Annotated in this window: 14 protein-coding genes and 3 tRNA genes; 9 read left to right on the forward strand and 8 right to left on the reverse strand. The window is 58.8% G+C overall.

Going from position 1 to position 18,691, the window contains the following annotated elements:
- Nucleotides 1-2: 2 nt before the first annotated feature.
- Nucleotides 3-1,472: an amidase gene (locus tag MSNKSG1_RS08485; RefSeq protein ID WP_008938840.1), complete on the forward strand. Its 1,470-nt coding sequence runs from the start codon at nt 3-5 to the stop codon at nt 1,470-1,472.
- A gap of 130 nt (nt 1,473-1,602) precedes the next feature.
- Nucleotides 1,603-2,892: a peptidoglycan DD-metalloendopeptidase family protein gene (locus tag MSNKSG1_RS08490; protein ID WP_227497984.1), complete on the forward strand. Its 1,290-nt coding sequence runs from the start codon at nt 1,603-1,605 to the stop codon at nt 2,890-2,892.
- A gap of 284 nt (nt 2,893-3,176) precedes the next feature.
- Here the strand turns inward: MSNKSG1_RS08490 and MSNKSG1_RS08500 are convergent, their stop codons facing one another.
- On the reverse strand, nt 3,177-4,502 hold the full coding sequence (locus MSNKSG1_RS08500; RefSeq protein ID WP_008938842.1) for an acetyl-CoA C-acetyltransferase: 1,326 nt from the start codon (nt 4,500-4,502) through the stop codon (nt 3,177-3,179).
- Between the two features lie 320 nt (nt 4,503-4,822).
- On the opposite strand from MSNKSG1_RS08500, the gene MSNKSG1_RS08505 reads away from it, so the two are divergent.
- Nucleotides 4,823-6,229 carry a 3-oxoacyl-ACP reductase gene (locus tag MSNKSG1_RS08505; RefSeq protein WP_008938843.1) on the forward strand — a complete coding sequence of 469 codons (1,407 nt, stop codon included), beginning with the start codon at nt 4,823-4,825 and terminating at the stop codon, nt 6,227-6,229.
- Nucleotides 6,230-6,311: 82 nt separating this feature from the next.
- Here MSNKSG1_RS08505 and MSNKSG1_RS08510 read toward each other — a convergent pair.
- The 6 genes from MSNKSG1_RS08510 to MSNKSG1_RS08535 all read right to left on the reverse strand — a co-directional run bounded on the left by MSNKSG1_RS08510 (nt 6,312) and on the right by MSNKSG1_RS08535 (nt 9,106).
- Nucleotides 6,312-6,387, reverse strand: a tRNA-Val gene (locus MSNKSG1_RS08510).
- A gap of 7 nt (nt 6,388-6,394) precedes the next feature.
- Nucleotides 6,395-6,471: transfer RNA gene (locus MSNKSG1_RS08515), tRNA-Asp, on the reverse strand.
- Between the two features lie 75 nt (nt 6,472-6,546).
- Nucleotides 6,547-6,622, reverse strand: a tRNA-Val gene (locus tag MSNKSG1_RS08520).
- 162 nt (nt 6,623-6,784) lie between these two features.
- On the reverse strand, nt 6,785-7,036 hold the full coding sequence (locus MSNKSG1_RS08525) for a hypothetical protein (RefSeq protein ID WP_008938844.1): 252 nt from the start codon (nt 7,034-7,036) through the stop codon (nt 6,785-6,787).
- A gap of 102 nt (nt 7,037-7,138) precedes the next feature.
- Nucleotides 7,139-8,020 carry a DUF2846 domain-containing protein gene (locus MSNKSG1_RS08530; RefSeq protein ID WP_008938845.1) on the reverse strand — a complete coding sequence of 294 codons (882 nt, stop codon included), beginning with the start codon at nt 8,018-8,020 and terminating at the stop codon, nt 7,139-7,141.
- 132 nt (nt 8,021-8,152) lie between these two features.
- A complete protein-coding gene (locus MSNKSG1_RS08535; RefSeq protein ID WP_008938846.1) occupies nt 8,153-9,106 on the reverse strand; it encodes a coiled-coil domain-containing protein in 954 nt (317 codons plus the stop codon).
- A gap of 146 nt (nt 9,107-9,252) precedes the next feature.
- Between MSNKSG1_RS08535 and purE the strand changes: the two genes are divergently transcribed.
- The 6 genes from purE (at nt 9,253) to MSNKSG1_RS08565 (ending at nt 16,677) form a co-directional block, all read left to right on the forward strand.
- Nucleotides 9,253-9,744, forward strand: a complete 492-nt coding sequence (purE, locus tag MSNKSG1_RS08540; RefSeq protein WP_008938847.1) for a 5-(carboxyamino)imidazole ribonucleotide mutase — start codon at nt 9,253-9,255, stop codon at nt 9,742-9,744.
- Between the two features lie 246 nt (nt 9,745-9,990).
- Entirely contained in the window at nt 9,991-11,109 is a 1,119-nt protein-coding gene (locus MSNKSG1_RS08545) for a 5-(carboxyamino)imidazole ribonucleotide synthase (protein ID WP_008938848.1), read from the forward strand.
- Nucleotides 11,110-11,180: 71 nt separating this feature from the next.
- Nucleotides 11,181-11,759: a superoxide dismutase [Fe] gene (gene sodB, locus MSNKSG1_RS08550; RefSeq protein ID WP_008938849.1), complete on the forward strand. Its 579-nt coding sequence runs from the start codon at nt 11,181-11,183 to the stop codon at nt 11,757-11,759.
- A 257-nt stretch (nt 11,760-12,016) separates the two neighbouring features.
- On the forward strand, nt 12,017-14,077 hold the full coding sequence (locus MSNKSG1_RS08555) for a putative bifunctional diguanylate cyclase/phosphodiesterase (RefSeq protein ID WP_008938850.1): 2,061 nt from the start codon (nt 12,017-12,019) through the stop codon (nt 14,075-14,077).
- Nucleotides 14,078-14,099: 22 nt separating this feature from the next.
- Nucleotides 14,100-14,687 (forward strand): LemA family protein, encoded by a 588-nt coding sequence (locus MSNKSG1_RS08560; protein WP_008938851.1) that lies wholly within the window; start codon nt 14,100-14,102, stop codon nt 14,685-14,687.
- Between the two features lie 10 nt (nt 14,688-14,697).
- On the forward strand, nt 14,698-16,677 hold the full coding sequence (locus MSNKSG1_RS08565) for a M48 family metallopeptidase (RefSeq protein WP_008938852.1): 1,980 nt from the start codon (nt 14,698-14,700) through the stop codon (nt 16,675-16,677).
- Nucleotides 16,678-16,707: 30 nt separating this feature from the next.
- Here the strand turns inward: MSNKSG1_RS08565 and gspD are convergent, their stop codons facing one another.
- Nucleotides 16,708-18,669, reverse strand: coding sequence for a type II secretion system secretin GspD (gspD, locus tag MSNKSG1_RS08570; protein WP_008938853.1), 1,962 nt, complete (start codon nt 18,667-18,669; stop codon nt 16,708-16,710).
- Nucleotides 18,670-18,691 lie beyond the last annotated feature (22 nt).

Consider the following 18,691-nt stretch of genomic DNA (forward strand, 5'->3'; position numbering starts at 1 on the left):
CGATGAATGCATTGCACTACCAGCCTGCGCACCAGCTTCTCCGACAAATGGAACAGGGGGAGCTGACCAGTGAAACGCTGGCCACCTCATTACTGGCCCGTATCCGGGAACTCAATCCGGCCATCAATGCCGTGGTGGCGCTCGACGAGCAGGCTGTCCTGGAAAAAGCCCGCAAGGCCGATCAGGAACGCCGCGCCAATCAGATCCGGGGCCCCTTGCATGGCCTGCCACTGACGCTGAAAGATACCTGGGAGGTGGCCGGCATGACCTGTACGGCCGGGGCTCCCGTGCTCGAACAGCACCGCCCGGATCGACATGCGGACGTGGTTCAGCGACTGGAAGATGCCGGGGCCATTATCCTGGGGAAAACCAATGTTCCTCTCTATGCCACGGACCTGCAGAGTTACAACAAACTGTTCGGTACCACTCGTAATCCCTACGACGCACAACGGACGCCCGGTGGTTCGTCTGGCGGCGCCGCGGCGGCGCTGGCGGCTGGCTTTACGCCACTGGAGGTAGGCAGCGATCTGGCGGGTTCCATCCGGACTCCGGCGCATTTCTGCGGCGTGTTCGGACACAAACCCACACGGGCACTTATCTCCTTCCGCGGACACATCCCCGGGCCGCCCGGTACCCAATCCCGCCCCGATCTGGTCGAAGCGGGCCCCATGGCGCGGACCGCGGCAGACCTTGAGTTACTGCTCAATGTCATTGCCGGCCCCCGTCCGGCCGACGATCGCAGCTGGAACCTGGCCATGGAGCCCTCCAGAATCCGCTCACTGGAGCAGACGCGGGTGGGCCTGTGGCTGGAAGACCGTCATTGCCCGGTGGATCAGGAGCTGACCGAACATTACCGGGAACTGGGCAAACATCTGGAGAAGCAAGGCGCACTGGTGTCGGAAGCCAGGCACCCACTTCTTGATTTGGAGCACCTCCTGCCTGCCTATTTCAACCTGCTGGGCACACTGCTGAGCACCTCCCTCAAACCGGGACAGAGACGCCAGATGAAGTGGATCGCCCGCCTGGAGCCCTGGCTTCACCTCTTCGGACCGGTGACCGCTCACATCGGGGAATATGGCCGCGGCGTTAACCAGAAAGTGCACGAGTGGGCACTGTGGAACGAGATGCGGGAGAAAATGCGGGCTGAAATCGACGAACTGTTCGACGAGTACGATGTCCTGCTCACCCCCATCACACCGACCGTGGCGATTCGCCATGATCACAGCCAACCTGTGTTCAAGCGGCGCATTCAGGTCAACGGCCAGCCACGGGCGTACATGGACCAGTTCTGCTGGATAGCACTGGCAACACTGCTGGGGCTTCCGGCAACATCGATCCCTATCGGCCGGACCGCCGAGGGACTCCCGTTCAATGTCCAGGCCATTGGCGCACCGGGAACCGATCTGACCACGATCCGGTTTGCTCAACTGCTTGAAGAAAATGGGCTCGCCGGCTTTACCGAACCGTCATAATCCGGTGGCCCCGGATGACCTGCCCGTAAAAAAGCATTATCCTTGGGCTCGAATGTAAACCGCTTTCTGCAGGAAATTCGAGCCCATGCAACCCCGACGTCGCTTAACAACAGCCCACAAAGTGTCATTAGTGGCAAGTCTGGTCTTTTTACTCGCCGGTATGTGGGTATCCGGCAAGTCCACCGCCGTGCCTACGCCAGCGACCTTCAAGCTGGACCCGCAGAGCCTGGTCTCCGACAACTCTTCCTCCGGGCAAAACCAGGCGTCTAACGACAGCGACGGTACGACCAAAGGTCCTCTTGCGGTCGATTACGAAATCCGGAAGGGCGATACCCTGAGCGAAATCTTCGAGGAAAAGGATATCCCCGCAACTCTGCTCCAGCACATCCTGGAGGCAGACTCCGAGTATCTTTCGCTCGAAACCCTGATGCCCGGCAAGGTGCTTACCTTTCGGTACGATGATCAACACAATCTGACTGAACTGGACCTGCAACTGGACCCGGCCCGCAAGGTCAGCTTTGTCCGGCAGGACGACGACTCGTTCGTCCACCAGCAGGTGGAGAGCAAGACCCATTGGGAATCCCAGATTCTCACCGGGGAAATACGGGGCAGTTTCTACGCCTCCGGCATGAAAGCCGGCTTGAGCGAAGCCCAGGTAGCCAGCCTGAGCCACCTCCTGAAGAACAAGCTCAATTTCCGACGGGACCTGCGTGCAGGAGATGCCTTTGCCGTCATGGTCGGCCACGAGATCACACAAGAGGACCAGGCGACCGGACACACGCGTATCGAGGCGGTGTCACTCTCCCGGGGCAAGCATGTCTACAACGCCTTCCTGTATGACGATGGCAATTATTACGACGAAAACGGCGAAAGCATCCTGCCGGCGTTCCTTCGCTGGCCGACAACCCGCCATTTCCGGGTGTCGTCCCCCTTCAACCCGAAGCGACTGCACCCCGTCACGGGCCGCCGGGCGCCCCATAACGGCGTTGACCTGGCCACTCCAACCGGCACGCCCGTCCGGAGCACCGGCGATGGCGTTGTCACCCGTATTGGTAACCATCCGTATGCCGGCAAGTACATCGACATCGACCACAACGGGTCTTTCGAGACACGCTATCTGCATCTGAGCAAGATCATGGTGAAACGGGGCGAGCGGGTGAAACGAGGCGAGAAAATCGCACTATCCGGCAACACCGGGCGCACCACTGGCCCTCACCTGCATTTCGAATTCCACGTCAAGGGCCGGCCCGTCAATCCGCTGACCGCGGACATTCCCACGGCCGCCAGTGTACCGAGGAAAGACCTCGCGTCCTTCAAGTCCCAGGTTCACCAACAACTGGCGCTCATGCGTGCCGCCACGGATCCGGCGTCACTGGTCGCAACCGGCCCCGATCAGGGTTCGGATACCGCCACCAACTGAGGCTGGCAAGGTATTTCAGGACCGGACACAGGAACAAAAAAAGGCAGATCAGTTCCCGACTGATCTGCCTTTTTTCTGAAGCTCGAAAACAACAAAGCCCGCATGCGCGGGCTTTGTTTCAATAGTGGTAGCGGGGGCTGGATTCGAACCAAGGTTATGAGCCCGACGAGCTACCAGACTGCTCCACCCCGCATCAAAACTGGTTGTCTTTCGGGGAACCCCCGATCAACGTGGCGCGAATGATACGGGCTGGAATCCAACCTGTCAAAGGATATTACCGAAACTTACCGTTCCAGAATCGCAGTGACCCCCTGGCCGCCCGCGGCGCAGATCGAGATCAACCCACGACCGCTCCCCTTTTCCTCCAGAAGCTTGGCCAGAGTCGCCACGATGCGTCCGCCGGTCGCGGCAAAGGGGTGCCCGGTTGCCAGACTGCTGCCCTTGACGTTCAGCTTATCCCGATCAATGCTGCCCAGCGGCGCGTCCAGCCCCAGCCGCTCTTTACAGAACGCCGGATCCTCCCACGCTTTCAGGGTAGAGAGCACCTGGGCGGCGAACGCTTCGTGGATTTCATAAAAATCGAAATCCTGCAGCGTAAGCCCGGCCCTCTCCAGCATCCGCGGCACAGCATAGGCCGGTGCCATCAACAGCCCTTCTTTCTTGTCGACGAAATCGACAGCGGCCACTTCCGAGAACGTCAGCCAGGCTTTCACTTCCAGATTATTCTCCCTGGCCCACTCCTCGCTGGCGAGAAGAACGCAGGACGCGCCGTCGGTCAGTGCGGTGCTGTTAGCGGCCGTCATCGTGCCATTCTCCCGGTCAAAGACCGGTTTCAGGGTAGCCAGCTTTTCCAGCGTAGTGTCCGGCCGCAGAATGTTGTCCTTCTCCAACCCGGCCAGCGGCGTCATCAGGTCACCAAAGAACCCCTCCTCGTAGGCCCTGGCCAGCTTCTGGTGACTCTCCCACGCCAGGACATCCTGGTCTTCACGGGGAATATCCCATTCCTTTGCCGTTACCTGGCAATGCTCACCCATGGACATGCCCGTCCGGGGCTCGCCATTTTCCGGAATTTCCGGAACCAGATGCCCCGGGCGGAAGCGCCCCAGAATCTTCAGCCGCTCCTTGGTGGTTTTCGCCCGGTTCAGGTCCAGCAGAATTTCCCGGAGCCCTTCACCAACCCCGATGGGCGCGTCGGAGGTGGTATCCGTCCCGCCGGCAATACCACACTCGATCTGGCCCAGCGCAATCTTGTTGGCCACCAGGATCGCTGCCTCCAATCCGGTACCACACGCCTGCTGGATGTCGTACGCAGACGTCTCCGGCGCCAGCCCGCAGCTAAGCACGGACTCCCGGGTCAGGTTGAAATCCCGGGAATGCTTGATGACCGCACCCGCCACGACCTCGCCCATCCGCTTGCCCTGGAGATCGAACCGATCCACCAGACCGCGCAGCGCAGAGGTCAGCAGTTCCTGGTTACTGATTTTGCTGTAGGCGGTGTTCGATTTGGCGAACGGTATTCGATTCCCCCCGAGAACGGCGACCCGACGGATGCCGTTATCACTCTTTTTTACGGATGACTTTTTCGATGTGCGTTTCGGAGCCTGTGCCATAATTTTTACCTGAATAGCTTGAGAACCAGTGAATGAAAGCGCCAAGGGGCGATTGGGGAAGCCTTTCCAAAACTGTGCGGAGCCATGGATGGCGGAGCCCAAGCGTCACATGGACGTGCCGCAAGGAGCGTGTTTTGGAAAGGCTTCCCCAATCGCCCTCCCCCTAGGCTTGAGTCAATGATGTCCAGTCTATCGACAGCAGGAAATCCCTCATTGGCGCCTCTGACAATCGACCATAGGCATTGAGTCAATACAAAAACTAAAGGATTCTTTACCCTGTAGGTCAAATTGACACTCATTGTGAACGCAAGGAAGAACCCATGTCTGACCTCTATCTCAAATTCGTCAATACACCGGTGGGTAAAACCGCCGCCCAATCACTGGGACTGCCGTCTCCGATTCCGCTGAAACGCCTGAAGCGTACTGACCAGCCCTTCATCGAAGGTGATGTCCTGGTCGGTGCCGCCGATGGTGCCCGAGCCATCGCCACTGTCGGCGCTACTCTCGGAGCGAGTGCCGCTACCCTGCACCACGCCTCAGGTCTGGATACGCTCGCCGACTCCGCCAAAGCGGGAAACAAGGCTAAAGCGCTGGAGATTACCGCAGAAATTAACCAGAAATTTTCAGCCTTGGTCTTTGACGCCACTGGCATCAAGACGCCGGAGGGACTGCGGGCGGTATACGACTTCTTCCACCCTACCATCAAAAAGCTTGCGGTAAACGGGCGTGTCCTCGTAATCGGCATGGATCCGACGAGCTGCCGCAAGGCACCTCAGGCAGCGGCACAGCAGGCGCTAGAGGGCTTCGTGCGGGCCGTGGGCAAGGAAATCGGAAAGAAGGGCGCGACTGCAAATCTGGTCCGGATGGCACCCGGTGCGGAGGAGCAACTGGACTCCAGCGTCCGCTTCTTCCTGTCGGTCCGTTCTGCTTACGTCGACGGCCAGGTGGTCCGCATCGGCAAGAGCACGGAGGCACCGGCCACGAATCCGGTCGCGCCGCTCACCGGCAAAGTCGCTCTGGTTACCGGTGCTTCCCGAGGCATTGGCGAAGCTATCGCACGCACGCTGGCGCGGGACGGTGCAACGGTTATCGGTCTGGACATTCCTCCGGCGATGGAAGATCTCCAGAAGGTCACCGATTCCATCAAGGGCAAGGCCCTGGCCTGCGACATCACCGATGAAACCGCGCCCAAACTGATCGCAGACTTTGCCGAAGAGCATTTTGGTGGTATCGACCTGGTGATCCACAACGCCGGGATCACACGGGACAAGACACTCGGCAACATGCCCGAGCACTTCTGGGACATGGCCATCGCGGTGAACCTGTCTGCGGAAGAATGCATCGATGAGGAGCTGATGAAGCGGGAGCTGCTGCGCCAGAACGGGCGAATCGTCTGCATTTCTTCCATCAGCGGTATCGCCGGCAACTTTGGGCAGACCAATTACTCCACCGCCAAGGCCGGTGTCATCGGTTATGTCGAAGCCATGGCAAAACAGCTGAAGAACGGTATTACCATCAACGCCATTGCACCGGGCTTCATCGAAACCCAGATGACGGCCGCCATGCCAATCACCATCCGCGAAGCGGGCCGGCGCATGAACAGCCTCTCTCAGGGTGGACAACCGGTCGACGTGGCCGAAGCCATTGCCTGGTATTGCAGCCCGGCCTCCAGCGGCGTCAACGGCAACGTGGTTCGGGTGTGCGGACAATCCTTGATTGGCAAATAACCGGAACGACGGGGCGGGCAACCGCCCCTTTTTCTGGCACAAAAAAAGAGGGCCGGTTAAAAACCGGCCCTCTTCTGAATTCTGGTGGGTGGTGCAGGGATCGAACCTGCGACCCTCGCCTTGTAAGGGCGATGCTCTCCCAGCTGAGCTAACCACCCGGGAAAATGGCGGAGCGGACGGGACTCGAACCCGCGACCCCCGGCGTGACAGGCCGGTATTCTAACCAACTGAACTACCGCTCCGCATCAATTCCGGCTGTGAAGCCAGGAACCTGAAACCGGATGGGGTGATCCGGTGATGCCTGAAAGACTCTGAATTGGTGGGTGGTGCAGGGATCGAACCTGCGACCCTCGCCTTGTAAGGGCGATGCTCTCCCAGCTGAGCTAACCACCCCAACCGACCTTCTAGAGGCTTTCAAACCCTTGCTCTCTCAAGCAAGTGAGAGGCGCATTTTAAGCATTTCGTTGGCGGTGTCAAACCTTTTGCAGAAATTTTCTCGAAAAATGCCCAAGCCATTAAAAATCGGACAATTTTCGGCCCATTTCCGCCTATTTATTAATCAGACAATCCCGCCTTATCCGGGTCCGAGCCACTCTTTAACTGGCCCGCCCGGGCAGCTTTTTCCTGCAGTGACAGCTCACTCACCCTCGCGCGCCGCTCATCGGGTATTGCCCGACTGGCGAGTGACACATTCAGTTCATCGATCCGGCTGCGCCATTCACTGAGGCGCGCTGCGATCCTGGGGATCAGGCCTTCGCTCGGCTTTTCCATCCGCCCCTGATTCTCTGACTGGATTTTCCGTGACATTATCTCAGCTTCCTGCACCACTTGGCTGAGCAGAGTTTAGTCAGGGATTGCCTTTACGACAATTGGCCAAGGCCGCACTCGAGTCGTCGTCTGAGCCAATGATCAGAAGATCCACCACCCACCGGATTCTTCCTCTTCCCGCCGCTCCCGCTCTTTCTGGAGCTGGGCGTAGTTCGACTTGAGCTCGCGGATCTTACGATCGGCTTCCAGGGGCACCGTCGGCCCGCCACCGAAGGGCCAGTACCAGGGCGCAGGTTCGTACTTGCCCTGCGCCTCAAGTCGCTGGATTTCAAGCTCCCGCTCTTCTTTCAGGTATTCCAGCGTCTTCTCGTAATCCTGATCTTCATTGACCTCGACAATGGACGCCGCCGCATGGTTCGGTGCCAGCATGTCGCTGTTCAGGAAACGCGTCGAAATGAGTTCGTCGGCCTGCATGGCGTAATCACGGGTCACCAGCTGAAGGTCGCCCTGCGCCAGCGGGTCCTCCGGATCGAGAGCAGGATTCGGCTCCTCGGGCTCTGAGAGCTCATTGTAGCGGAGGTAATAGATGTGCCCTGGCTCTACCTTGAGAGTGGCGTCCGCAATCTTGCTCAGGGCGAACGAATTCACACCCTCGAGCCCCAGCAGCGGCCGTCTCATGGTGATGTGTCGTTCGCCGGGACTGACCTCCAGCCAGGTATAACTGTCATTGCGGATATTGAAGTAATGCACGTCGTCAATGTAGACGCTGGGCGCTTCGAGTTCATCTGCCGCCCACTGGGAATCCGTGCGGTAGAAATACAGGAGCGCGTTATTCTGATTCCACTGATCGTTGGGGATATGCACGAAGTCGTGCCCGGATACGGGATGCAGGAAAGACCCCGTACTCTTGCCAATTGACTGATAAACCGTGCACCCCGACATCGAGAGGGCAAGCGTCAGAGCTGCCGCCCATCCCAGACGGGCAACTCCTTGCTGCAAGGCATTGGAGAATGGCTTTCTCATTGTTCTGACTCTTCGTCCCAGTACGAGTGAGCCGATGATAACAACTGCCTGGAGTCAGAACTGAGAGCTACCGCAAGAGATGAATACAAACCGTTACAAAACATACCTTCTCTTGCGGTGGCATCCGCCCCACTACTTCCCGGCGACCTGCGCCTTGAGGCGGTCGACCTCATCGGACAGACGCACCAGTCGGGATGTCAGCTGGGAACGCGACGCATCAATGGATTCAACCGTCTTCTGCAGCGAAGACAACTCGCCCCTCAAGGCTTTCACCGTTGACGCCTCGGCGACACCATTGGATTGTTTTTCGAGGGCAGAAATCCGGCTCTCCATACCGTCGATTCCCAGCTTCTGCTCCTGCTCGAAACGCCGAATACGCTGGTCCACCCGCTGGTCAACGTCCGCCATCTGCTGGTTCAGATCCGCAAGCGCAGCGCTGTTCTGACCGGCCTTATCCTCCAGCGCGGCCAACGATGTCTGAGTCTGCTTCTCCAGCGCAGCGACGTCGGCTTTCAGCGAGGATTGCACCTGTTTGAGTGAAGCCTCCAGTTGCCCGACGGACTTCTTACTGGAAGCCAGTTCCGAGCTGAGGGACTTCAGACGCTCCTCGTGGTCATCCAGTCGGGGCTTGTTCTTCTCATTGGACAGCACCCACAATTTTCGAATCTCACTGTTTGCAGAGGCGACCGACTCCTTGTTCGATGCAATCTGCTCCGAGAGCGATGCGCCCCGCTCCTGTAGATTTTCACCGGTCTGGGAAAGCTCACCCTCGAACCGGGCCAGCGCCAACTTGCTCTGCCGGGCCCAGTAGTCCGCTTCCTCCAACTGCGACTCCAGCGCCTGGATACGCTGGTTCTGCAGGTACCAGCCGCCTGCGCCCACGATCGCCAGCAACACCACGACCAGCCAGAGCATTGCACCACCACCGCGCTTATTCGCCCGCGCTACGGGTTGCTTTTTCCCGGGTGCATCAGACCTTCCCGGTTTGGATGGGGTTGGGCGTTTCTCTTTCCGGACCTTGTCGCTGGGCCGACCAATCGGCGCATCGGCTCGCAATTCATCATCGTCTGGGCGGATGGGTTCCATTACTACTCCTGGACGTGGATATCAGACTGCGATAATACATGCAGTTATAAAACAGATGAAATGCAGGACACGCGGCTCCGAGGTTTGCAAGGTAAGTAGGCAAAACATACAATGGCCGGCTTTCCAATTATCTCGGGATGTTGCTTATGCAGCCGCTTGTAGGACTCATCATGGGCTCGAAATCCGACTGGCCCACCATGGAACACGCCGCCAGCATGCTCGACAAGCTTGGCGTACCCTACGAGACCAAAGTCGTCTCCGCCCACCGTACACCGGACCTCCTGTTCGACTACGCCAAAACTGCTGCGGATCGCGGACTGAAGGTCATAATTGCGGGCGCAGGCGGCGCAGCGCATCTGCCAGGCATGATCGCATCCCAGACACCGGTTCCTGTACTGGGCGTGCCGGTCCAGTCAAAGGCCCTGAACGGCCTGGATTCTCTACTGTCCATCGTGCAGATGCCCGGTGGCGTAGCGGTCGGCACACTGGCCATCGGAAAAGCCGGCGCCACCAATGCCGGCCTGCTGGCGGCACAGATTATCGGCACGTCCGACGACAGCATCCGAAAAGCGGTAGAAGCGTTTCGCTCGACCCAGACACAGACAGTCCTCGATAATCCAGACCCAAGCGAGCAATAATCATACATCGGAGAAGTGAGCCTTTGATGCAGCATCATCAATGGCAGCATTAACGACAAAATTTGGTTAGGCCTGACTCCGAAATATGCCGAGCGGGTCGGGCGAGGCTGCCCAAAACTGTGCGGAGCCATGGATGACGGAGCCCAAGCGTCACAAGGACGTGCCGAAGGAGCGTGTTTTGGGCAGCCTCGCCCGGCCCGCGCCGCCCCCATGTCAGAAGCCAAACAGAAAGGCAGGAGAACACAAATGAGAATTGGTGTACTAGGCGCCGGCCAACTCGGGCGCATGCTGGCCCTCGCCGGATACCCGCTGGCCAAGACCTTTGTATTCTATGACATGTCCGGCAGTCCAAGCGCAGGACTGGGCGAAGTGATGATCGACCGGGACGGCAAGTATCTGGACGACTTCCTCTCCCGGGTTGATCGGGTGACCTACGAATTCGAGCACCTCCCGGTCGAGGTAGCCGAGACATTGGCGAAAGAAAAGCCGGTACACCCCTGCCCCCGAGCCCTGCAGGTTTGCCAGAACCGGGAAGCCGAGAAAACCCTCTTCGGGCAACTGGGCATCCCAACGCCTCAGTGGAAAGTTGCCGACAGCGCCGAATCCCTGAAAGCCGCCGCAGAAGAACTGGGCTGCCCGGTGGTCGCCAAATCCATTACGGAAGGTTACGACGGCAAGGGCCAGGCGGTCCTGAAAGACCCTGAAGAAGCCGCAAGTGCCTGGGAGACCATCGGCCACCAGCGCGTAATTGTGGAAAAATTCGTCAATTTCAGCCGGGAAGTGTCCATTATCGCGGTGCGCGCCGAAGACGGCGATGTCGCTTTCTACCCAATGGCGGAGAACACTCACCACGAAGGCATCCTGCGCTACTCCATCGCTCCGGCCCCATCAATGACACCGGAGATTCAGGACGATGCCGAACGGTATATCCGGGCCCTACTGAACGAAATGGAGTACGTCGGCGTATTGACTCTCGAGCTGTTCGAAACCGACGATGGCCTGGTGGCCAATGAGATGGCGCCCAGGGTCCACAATTCGGGACACTGGACCATTGAAGGCGCGATGACCAGCCAGTTTGAAAACCACATCCGGGCAGTCAGCGGGCATCCATTGGGAAATGTGGCGCCTCGTGGTCTAAGCTGTATGATCAATATCATCGGTGAACACGGCGACATCGACAGAATGCTTGAATTGCCGTACGCCCATGTCCATCTCTATAACAAGGGCGAGCGCCCGGGACGCAAACTCGGGCACGTCAACATTCTGGCCGACAGCTACGAGGAGCTCGTATGGCGGGTAAGAAATTGCGCGCAGTTTCTGCCGGGCTGTCCGGATTTTACGAGTTCCTTAACGGCAAGGGGTTGATTTGACTCAAATCGCCCCTATATTGCCTAGTCGTACATTCACATAAACAGAGAGACAGGGAGAACGACCTCATGGCATTTGAACTTCCCGCACTGCCTTACGAAAAGAACGCACTGGAACCGCACATCTCTCAGGAAACACTCGAATACCATTACGGTAAGCACCACAACACCTACGTCACCAAGCTGAACGGCCTGGTGGAAGGTACTGACAACGCCAACAAGTCCCTGGAAGACATCATCAAGAGCTCCAGCGGCCCTCTGTTCAACAACGCCGCCCAGGTGTGGAACCACACGTTCTACTGGCACTGCCTGAGCCCGAACGGTGGCGGTGAGCCGACTGGCGCAGCCAAGGAAGCCATCGAGAAAGCCTTCGGATCTTTCGAGGACTTCAAGAAGGAATTCAACGACAAGGCCGCCAACAACTTTGGCTCTGGCTGGACGTGGCTGGTGAAAAAAGCCGACGGCAGCGTTGCCATCGTGAACACCAGCAACGCCGAAACGCCACTGACTGGCGCGGACAAGCCGGTCCTGACCGTTGATGTGTGGGAGCACGCCTACTACATCGACTACCGGAATTCCCGTCCGAACTACCTGGAAGCTTTCTGGAACCTGGTCAACTGGGATTTCGTGAACGAAAACCTGGCCTGATCGATCCCTGATCGCCGCTCAACGGCAGCCATTTCCGGCTGCCGTCAAAACGCCCGCCCAGCGCGGGCGTTTTTTGTATCTATCGGCCACGAAAAGCGAACAAATTGAAACACGCGCGCCGGGACATCTTTGAAAAAATCTCCGATACTCAATGCAGTAACCGTAAAAATAAACCATACTGATCTGGCTGGCGCGCCGACGGCCTCCCTCCCGGGATACGCGCATACGGATCACTGAAGACGGAACAGCGGCCTGAAATGACGCATTCCTTTGAAACGGAACACCGCCTGGGATATCGCATCCTCGGCTGGACACTGGCTATTGCGCTGGTGACCGGCGTGGTGGTGAGCGCCGTGCAAGTCGCTCTTGATGTCCAAAGGGTGTCCGATGAACTCGATGGCGACGCGCGACAGACCATCGCGATGGTTCAGGACGCCGCCACCCAGGCGGTTTTCAGCATCGATTCTGAACTGGCCCAACAGGTCGTAGACGGCCTGTTTGCCAAGGCGGCCGTTCATAGAGCCCGGATTTCCCATCCAGACGGCCAGACTCTTGGCGAGCGCCGCAGCCCGCTGACCGAAGCTAGCTTTCGCCCCCTCACCGATCCAATCTTTGGCCATGAGCGCGAGTACCGCCAACCCCTGATACGGCCGAGCGAACCCGACACTATCTACGGCTATCTGGATGTTCAGTACGATACGGCGCCCGCCGCCGAAACCTGGCTCAACCGGTCCGCCGTGACATTTGGCTCGGTCATCGCAACGGCCCTCATCCTTGGCGTCCTGTTGTACGTGGTGTTCCACCTGCTTCTGACTCGCCCTCTCCTGCGGATTGTCCGCTCGGTCAAGCAGGTCGACCCGGAGAACCCGGATGACCGGCTACTAGCCATGCCGGAGGGCCACAAACAGGATGAGCTCGGCCTGTGGGTCAATGCCACCAACAATCTCCTGGTCGCCATCGCGGACAGCCAGAAGCGGCGTCGAGAAGCCGAAGACCGGGTATCCCGGCTGTCGAAATACGATCAGCTCACGGGACTGCCGAGCCGGGACACATTCATGGAGGTTCTGCAGCGCAACATCGACGAGGCCCAGCATCGAAACTATTCACTTGCCCTCTCCGTGGTCGGTATCGACGACTTCAAATCATTGAATGAACAAAGCGGCTTCCGGGTCGGCGACAGGGTACTCCAGTCCATTGCAGACCGACTGACCAGTAAATTTGGCTCCGGCCGTTTTGCGCTTGCCAGGCTTGGCAGCGATCAGTTCGCAGTGCTTGAGAAGGAGCTCAGTGACGGCTTCCAGGCAGCAGACTCGGCCGACAGGATCCTCAGCTGCATCCAGTTGCCCGTCTCGATTGATGGCCATATGATTTCCACCACGGCAACCATGGGTGTCGCGCTCTATCCCTCCGACGCTTCCGAGGCGGACCGGCTGCTACAAAGCGCCGAGCAGACCATGACACTGGCCAAGCAGCATGGACAGAACCACTTCCAGTTCTATGTAGCCAGCATTGACCAGGAGATAAGGGACCGCAAGCTACTGGAAAAAGACCTAAACAGCGCGCTGGACAAACACCAGTTCCACCTGGTCTACCAGCCGCAGATCAACCTGGAAAACAAACGGGTGATTGGCGCAGAGGCGCTGATTCGATGGGAACATCCGGAGCGTGGCCTGGTTCCGCCGGACGACTTCATTCCGGTGGCAGAAGCCAACGGGTCCATCGTCGATATCGGACAATGGGTACTGGACCAGGCGTGCTGGCAGGTTGCCCGCTGGGCAAAAGATGGCCAGCCGCTGAGGATGGCTGTGAACCTCTCTGCGGTGCAACTGGCACAGGACACCATCGTCGAGGATGTCCTCAATACACTTGAACGCCATCATATTCCGGCCGGCCGGCTGGAACTGGAAGTGACGGAAACCAGCTTCATGACCAACCTGTCCGACGCGGTCGAAAAACTGCACGCGCTTCACCGTGCCGGCATCAGCATTGCGGTGGATGATTTCGGCACCGGCTACTCCTCTCTGACGTACCTGAAGCAGATGCCGGTGCAACACCTGAAAATCGACAAGCAGTTCATCCGGGACCTGCTGATCAATGAGGAAGACACCCGGATTGCGAACACCATTATCGATCTGGGGCGCAGCCTCAACCTGACCGTCGTAGCCGAAGGGGTGGAGACGGAAGAACAGGAATACTACCTGTCACAACGTGGCTGCAAACTCGCCCAGGGCTACTTCTTCAGCAAACCCCTGCCCGCGGATGAATTTGAGACTTTCGTTCAACGCTTCCACCAACAGATCGTGGAAAATAACACCTGATTAACTACCCAGAGGAGCACCCATGGGCACGACCGTAATCGGCCTGGCAGTTATCGCCGTTGTCGTTATCTATCTTGTTTTTATCTACAACCGACTGGTTTCGCTGCGAAATGAGTTCAAGAATGGCTTTGCCCAGATCGACGTCCAGCTACAGAGACGGCATGATTTGATCCCGAATCTGGTCGAAGCGGCCAAGGCCTATCTCAGCCATGAGAAGTCCACCCTCACCCAGGTGATGGAAGCGCGCAACAACGCCGTCAGTGCTCAAAAGGACGCGGCCAAGGACCCCGGAGACGGGACTCGCATCCAGCGCCTGGGCAGCGCCGAGAATCTTCTTACCAAAGCACTCGCCAATTTTTACGCGGTGGCTGAGAACTACCCGGACCTGAAAGCCAACGAGACCATCCAGCAACTGATGGAAGAATTGTCCAGTACCGAGAACCGGGTGGCTTTCTCGCGGCAGGCTTATAACGATGGCGTGATGAACTACAACATCTTCCGGGAAAAATTCCCGAACAACATTATTGCCGGAATGTTCGCGTTCAAGGAAACCGCCCAGCTCCAACTGGAGTCTCCGGAAGCCCGCCAGGCACCGAAAGTTTCCTTCTAAGGGCTGAATCATGGCCCACCCCGGTTTTTTCCAGCGCCAGGCCCATGCCCGGCGCAACACAGGGCTTCTGGTACTGTTGTTCAGTACCGCGGTGATCCTTATCACCCTGGCGGTCTGCGTAGTCGGGTACCTGGTGACCCGGAGTGAGACCTCCAATCAGCCCTTCCTTCACTGGCTGCTCTCCACTCACGGCCTGATCACCGCGGGCGCGGTGGTCACTCTCATTGGAGTAGGCACCCTTGTTCGCTGGGTAGACCTGGCGGGTGGCGGTGATCGGGTTGCAAAAATGGTGGGAGCGCGGGCCGTGACGCCGGACACCACCGATCGCGACGAACGCAAGCTCCGGAACATTGTCGAAGAGATGGCTATAGCCAGCGGCGTTCCGGTCCCCGACCTTTACGTGATGGACAATGAAACCGGCATCAACGCCTTCGTCGCCGGCTACACGCCCGGGGAAGCTGTGATGGTCGTTACCCATGGCGCCATTACCCAGCTGACACGGGACGAACTCCAGGGAGTGGTCGGCCATGAATTCAGCCACATCCTCAATGGGGACATGAGGCTCAACGTCCGCCTGATTGCGCTGCTCGCCGGCATCCTGATGATTGGCCAGATCGGCGGATTCCTGCTGCAGTCGTCCTTTCATCGACGCCACTATGTCTCGCGCTCCAGCCGGGACAGCCGGGGCCAGGCAGCGCTTGGGCTGGTCGGCCTGGCGCTTCTGGTCATCGGTTATGTAGGCGTATTTTTCGGCCGGCTGATCCAGTCGGCGGTCTCACGACAAAGAGAAACCCTGGCCGACGCTTCCTCAGTGCAATTTACCCGCAACCCGGAGGGGATCGGCGGCGCGCTGTTCAAGATCGGCCTCAAGGGCGGGTATCTGGATACGACCGGCCACGCCAGTGACATGAATCACATGTGTTTTGGTGAGGCCACCCGCATGAAATTCAGCGCTTTGCTGGCCTCCCACCCTCCCATCGAAGAGCGTATAAACACGATCCAGCCAGGACTGATTGCACGGTTACGGAGCCGCCTGAGAGATACCCACCCGAGCGGAGAAATACACCGTGGGGCGGCGGCATCCAGCGCAAACAGTGCCGGTCTGGCTCAGGTGGCCGAGGAAGTGTTTCAGCCGGTGCGTGGCCATCGTACGGCCTCAATCTCTGCAGCTGCGCCGGTGAACGCCGCCAACCTGTCAAACCAGGTCGGTACGGTAAGCGCCGAAGGCGAGGATTTTGCGATTCGTTTTCTGGAGCGATTGCCTGCCACGTTCAAGAGCCTGCTTTACACCCGCGCGGGGGCGGTTCAGCTGTGCTATGCCTTGCTGGTTGCCAATTTGCCCCGGGAACAGCAGAAAGACCATCTGGCGCTGATTCCCGCCCACCCCATTCTGGGTTGCGAGCCGGATCTGCTCGACAAGCTGATACCGGCGCTGAAGATCATTGGTGACGGGGTGCGCTTCCCCGCCCTGGAATTGGCGATGCCGGCCCTTCGCAAACTGGACCCGGAGGAGCGGGCCGGTTTGATTAGCAATGTGCGCAAACTGGCGGCAGCGGATCAGCGAATCAGCCTGTTCGAACTCACCCTGACCAGCTTCCTGTCACGCCATCTGGGCAAGAATGCCGGTCGCGTCGTACCCACCCGCTACAAGCGGTACAAACCGGTGCTGCCGGAGATTCAGCGCCTTCTGAGCCTGATGGCCCGGGCCGGCACTCAGGATCAGACCGAAGCCGAGGCGCTCTATCGGCAAGCCATCGCGGGGTTTGTTGATATAGGGAAAGCGGACGCGGCACCTGGCCTGGAGAAAGTCACCATGAAGCAGCTTCAGCAGGCGCTTATCGCCCTGAACAGCCTCTCCCCGCTGCTCAAACCAGCGATTATTGACGCCTGCGCCCACTGCGTCAGCCACGATGGAAAAGTCGAAATCAACGAGTACGAGTTGATGAGGCTGGTGGCCGACCAGCTCGACTGCCCCATGCCTCCCATGTGAGGCCCGGGGCGGCCGGCGCCACCCCAACCCCTATTGAGCCTGGGCCCGCTCTTCGGACGAGTGGTCAAACAGGCGATCGATGGCCGGTTGCTTGTCGCTCTTCGGAAGACCGAGCTTCTCCCGGGTGCCCAGGTCCACATCCCAGAGCGCCTTGTACTTCCGGTTGGTTGCTGCGTGGGCCTCGCCCTTACCAAGCATGATCGTCGGACGCAGGAAAACCAGCAGGTTGCGCTTCACCCGGTTGCGGGACTCGGAGGAAAACAGCCGTCCCAGCACAGGAATATCGCCCAGCAGTGGCACTTTACTCTTGGTGACCTGAAGATCGTCACGGGTCAGGCCACCCAGCACGATGGTTTCGCCATCGTCCGCCAGCACCGTGGTCTTGATTTCACGCTTGTTGGTAACAATGTCCGAGGCGTTCTCGATGCTGTCTGCCACGCTTTCCGTGGTCTGTTCCACAACCAGGCGCACAAGCCCGTCGGCGCTGATGGTAGGCGTCACTTTCAGGGTCAAGCCCACATCACGACGTTCGATGGTGGTGAACGGGTTGGTGGCGCTGTCGCCGGTGGATGTGTACTGCCCGGTACGGAACGGTACGTTCTGACCGACCGTAATCTCCGACTCCTGGTTGTCCAGGGTAATGATGCTGGGCGTGGAGAGCAGGTTTGCCGCACTGGAGGTGGCCAGCGCCTGAAGCAATACACCCCAGCTTACTCCGTTTTCGTTACGCTCTCCCGCACCCACAGTGAGACCGCCCACAGCCGGCGTGATGACAGACTGTGACAGAATGGCCGAAAGCACATCCCCCAGGCTGCGGCCAACGTTGCCAAAATTGGTTCCGGCCACCGGCGTGGAGCCGCCGGACTCGTCACCGACGGCCACTTGCACGCCCAGGTCGCGACCCAGTTCGTCACTGATCTCGACAATGGCCGCCTCGATCATGACTTGCGCACGACGAACGTCCAGTTCGTTAACGATCTGTTCCGCTTCCTGCATCAGCGAGGGATCACCGCGCACCACCAGGGCATTCAATCCCTCGTCGGCGAACACGGAGAAGTTGTTATTGGGATTGCCTGCGGTGCCGCCGGAAGAACCTCCGGCGCCGCCTTCCTTGACAACCTCACCCATGACGCCTTTCAGAATATCAGTCAGATTCTTGGCATCCGCGTGCTTCAGCCGGAGCACTTTGGTCGTGCCGCCGGTCGCAGAGGGTTGATCCAGCTTGGCAATCAACCCACGCATTTTTTCCCGGAACGATTCGTCGCCACGCAGGATCAGGCGATTGCTGCGCTCGTCCGCTGTCACACTGTATTTTCGGGCTGCGTTATCACCACCAGCCTTACCCAGTTCATCCGGTGCCAGCTCTTTCAGGAGGGTCACCATGTCGCCGACCCAGGCCTCCTTGAGCTGAATCACCTCCACTTCGTACTTAGAAGGGCTGTCCAGTTCACGAACGATCTGCTCGATGCGTTCGATATTGGACCGGTGGTCACTGATGATCAGCGCGTTGGCGGCGGCAACACCTGCCAGGTGCCCGTACTTGGCCACCAGGGGACGCAGGATCGGCACCAGCTCAAGCGCGTTGGCATTGTCAACCTGAATGACGCGGGTGATGAGCTGCTCCGAGGGCGTTTTCTTGAATCGCTTCAGGGATTCGGCGGACTGCTTGGCATCCACCTGCTGAACAATCTTGATCACCTCTTCCCCGGGAATGGCGGTAAACCCATGGACGTTCAGAACCGCAAGGAACAGGTCGTAAATCTCATCCTTCGTCATGGGCGCACTGGACAGGACCGTAACCTTGCCCTTCACCCGGGGATCCACCACAAAACTGTACCCGGTGATGTCCGCCACCTGGGTCACGAACGCCCGGATATCGGCATCCTTCAGGTTGAGCCGCCAGGTTTCCTCCTGCCCGTGAGCCATGGACATCAGTGGAAGCAAAACAAGCAGAGCAATGGCTCGCAGAAAGTTGGTCTTGTGGTTATACATCTGGCGATTTGTCCTGTTTCGT

The sequence above is a fragment of the Marinobacter santoriniensis NKSG1 genome, from assembly GCF_000347775.1.
GTDB lineage: Bacteria > Pseudomonadota > Gammaproteobacteria > Pseudomonadales > Oleiphilaceae > Marinobacter > Marinobacter santoriniensis.